The sequence below is a fragment of the Immundisolibacter sp. genome, assembly GCF_041625615.1.
Classification (GTDB): Bacteria; Pseudomonadota; Gammaproteobacteria; order Immundisolibacterales; family Immundisolibacteraceae; genus Immundisolibacter.
Genome location: NZ_JBFJTF010000191.1, coordinates 1 through 3,441, shown reverse-complemented (window position 1 = coordinate 3,441; position 3,441 = coordinate 1). Strand labels below are relative to the sequence as shown.

The 3,441-nt window shown below is 69.4% G+C and carries 3 protein-coding genes; all 3 read right to left on the bottom strand.

The annotated features are described in order from the left end of the window. Window positions 1–685: GspE/PulE family protein (locus tag ABYX71_RS11210; protein ID WP_372696581.1), on the bottom strand; the 685-nt coding region annotated here is incomplete at its 3' end. After that, window positions 651–2,591: a type II secretion system secretin GspD gene (gene gspD, locus ABYX71_RS11205; protein ID WP_372696580.1), complete on the bottom strand. Its 1,941-nt coding sequence runs from the start codon at window positions 2,589–2,591 to the stop codon at window positions 651–653. The genes ABYX71_RS11210 and gspD, both read right to left, overlap by 35 nt. A gap of 23 nt (window positions 2,592–2,614) precedes the next feature. Next, on the bottom strand, window positions 2,615–3,097 hold the full coding sequence (locus ABYX71_RS11200) for a type II secretion system protein N (protein ID WP_372696579.1): 483 nt from the start codon (window positions 3,095–3,097) through the stop codon (window positions 2,615–2,617). Between the last annotated feature and the right edge of the window lie 344 nt (window positions 3,098–3,441).

Here is a 3,441-nt window from a genome sequence, read left to right as displayed (position 1 = left end):
CGGCCTGCTTGTCCAGCAGGCGCAGCACCACCCGCTCGCCGTGGGCGGAGGGAATGGTCGACACGCGCACGTCCACGGCGTGCCCGGCCACGCGCAGCGAGATGCGCCCGTCCTGCGGCAGGCGCTTTTCGGCGATGTCCAGGCGCGCCATCACCTTCACGCGCGAGATGACCAGGCCCGCCAGCGCCGGCTGCGGGCGCAGCACCTCGCGCAGCACGCCGTCGACCCGAAAGCGCACCACCAGGTGCTGCTCGAACGGCTCGATGTGGATGTCTGACGCGCCCTCGCGGATGGCCTCCGACAGCAGCGCATTCAGCAGGCGGATGATGGGCGCGTCGTCGGCGCTGTCGAGCAGGTCGGTGGGCTGGCTCAGCGCCTGCGCCAGGTCGTCCAGGGCCATGCCGTCGCCGATGTCGTCGACCACCTGGGCGCTGGCGCGCCCGCCATCCTCATAGGCACGGCGCAGGGCGTCTTCGAAGGCGTCGGCGGTCAGCGCCTGCGGACGCAGGCGGCTGCCGAACAGGCGCTGCATCTCCGCCAGCGCGCGCGCCTGCAGGCCTGGCCGGTGCAGCACGGTCACGGTGTCGCCGACCGGCACCGGCAACACGCCGTGCCGGTTGGCGTAGGCAAACGGCACGGCCGGCGGTGCCTCAGCGACCGGCAGCGGCGGCGCCTTCGGCTCCACGCATCATCTCCTCGAGTGCCGGCAACATCGGCGCCGCGCCGGGCGCTGCCAGCAGATCCCGGTCCGCCGCCTCAAGGCGCTGCAGACGGCGCAGGGCGTCGTACTTGTCGCCGGTGACGGCGGCGGTGACGTCGGCGTCGCGCAGTACCCGCGGGCGGATGAAGACCATCAGGTTGGTCTTGTCGCTGGTGGTCGAGCGGTAGCGAAACAGCTGCCCGACCACCGGAATCGAGCCCAGCACCGGCACGCGCGAGTCGCTGCCGCGCAGGCTGCGCTCGATCAGCCCGCCCAGCACCACCAGCTGTTGGTCCTGCACCACGGCGGTGGTGGTGATGGCGCGCTTGTTGGTGATGATGTCCGAGCCGATGGTGGCATCGCTGATGGACGACACCTCCTGCTCGATCTGCAGCCGCACGGTGCCGTCCTGGTTGATCTGCGGCTTGACCCGCAGCTTCAGGCCGATGTCCTGGCGCTGGATGGTCTGGAACGGCGCGTTGTCGACATTGGCCGGGGTGCTGTACGAACCGGTGATGAACGGCACGTTCTGACCGACGACGATCTCCGCCTGCTGGTTGTCCAGCGTCACCAGCGAGGGCGTGGACAGTACGTTGGTGTCGGCGTCGGCCTCCAGCGCGCGCACCAGCACGCCCATGGTCACGTTGCTGCCCAGCACGCTGCGCGTGCCGTCCAGGAAGCCCAGGTTCAGGCCGTCGCCCAGACCACCGAAGGGGTCCAGGTTGTGGCGGTCGGCACCGGCGCGGGTGCCATCGAAACTGGTGCCGCCGATCACGCCGCGGTTGTTGGCGTAATCGGCACTGGCCCGCCACTGGATGCCCAGTTCGCGCGCCAGCGTGCTCGACACCTCCACCACCACCGCCTCGACCAGCAGCTGGGCGCGCGGAATGTCGAGCTTGCGCACCACCGACTCGACCGACGACCACAGGCTCGGCGGCGCCGACACGATCAGCGCGTTGGTACCGGGCTCCGCCTGAACCAGCGTGGTCCCGGCGGACGGGTCGGTGGCGCCCTGCGCCGCCGGCACCTTCTGCAGGGCGTTGAGCACGCCCTCGAGCACCACCTTCAGGTCTTCGGCGTTGGCGTAGCGCAGGTACACCACGTGGATGTTGCCGCTGCGGTCGGCCTGCGGGGTATCGAGGTTGGCGACGATGGCGCGCAGCGCCAGGCGCGTGTCCCGGCTGCCGCCGATCAGCACGCTGTTGCTGCGCTCATCCGCCACGAAGGCACCGCGCGGACTGCCGCCCTCGCCGCTGCTGGTGCGCTGCTGCAGGGTTTCGAGCACGCGCACCACCTCGCCGGCGGTGGCGTGCTGCAGGGGTACGGTTTCGATGTCGCCGCTGGCGGGCAGGTCCATGCGGCGCACGATCTGTGTCAGCCGGGCAACGTTGGCGGCGCCGTCGGAAATGATCAGCGTGTTGCTGGCCGGCGCCGCCGCCAGGTGCGCGTCCTTGGACAACAGCGGCCGCAGGACCGGCACCAGCGCCGCCGCCGGCACGTTGTCCACCTTCACTACCTGCGTGGCCAGGCCATCGCCGCGCCCCGGCGCCGGGGCGCCGAAGGCCGCCTCGGTACGGGCATTGGTGTCCGGCAGGATCTTGATCATGTCGCCGCTGGGCACGGCGACGAAGCCATTGACCCGCAGCACCGACTCGAACACCGGATACAGGGCGTCCGGCTCGAGCGGCCGCGGCGAAATGACGTTCACCGAGCCTTTCACGCGCGGGTCGACAATGAAGTTGCGGCCGGTGGCATCGGCCACCAGTTCCACCAGCGCCAGGATGTCCGCATCCCGCAGATTCAGCGTTACCGGCTCGGCGGCGGATGCGGCAAGACTCAGGCAGGCCAACAGCCCGCCGGCAAGGCAGCCACGCAATGTGAACCGGGTCATCGATACCTGCTTTTTCAAATCGTTCAGGGCCCCGGGCGGTCGCCGGCCGGGTGTGCGTCCAAGCTGCTGCGCGGCAGCGCCAGCGTCTCGTCCCGTCCGTCGCGGTGCAGCAGGACATGCTCCGGGTGCACCTGCGTCAGTTCGATATCGCCCGGCAGGCGCTCGCCCACCCGATACGGCCGCTGCGGCTGGCCGGGGGTGCCGATGAGTGCATAGGCGTTTCCGTCCGGCTCGAACCAGATGCCACCCAGCGACAGGGCCGCGCGGGTCGGTGGGGCGACCGTTTGTGTCACCGGCACCCCGAACAAGTGCTGCGCGGTAATCGACTGCACATCCGCCGTCAGCGGCGCCGGGCGTTCCGCCACCTGCCGCACCGGCGCGGCGGATTCAGGAATCGGCGCCGTCAGGACCTGCCACACACCGCGTGTCGCCCCGACACACAACGCCCCCAGCACCACGGCCAGCAGCAGCGGGCCACGACGCGCGGCGAACCTCACCCCGGCCATGAGCCGATCGTTGCGCCACCCGCCTGCTCCGACCAATTCCACCCTCACCCACAGCCCAGCCAAAGGGAGGCATGGTGGCGCCGGAATTTGACAGTTCGCTTAAAGGCACGCCGCCCGCCTTCCAAGCGCCACGGAGCGGCGCCGTCCGTTGCCCCGGCAGGACCCGTGGAGAGTTGCATTCAACTGCACGCCACGAGAACACGTTGAACCTGAGCGCAAGACTAGAAACACCAGGCTTTATAGTGATTCTCTCTACATATGTTTTTGCTTCGATCATCACTATTTGTGCCCGCACCAGGTGTACGTTCGTAGGGAGCGCTATCCATGCCTTCAGCAACGGATCG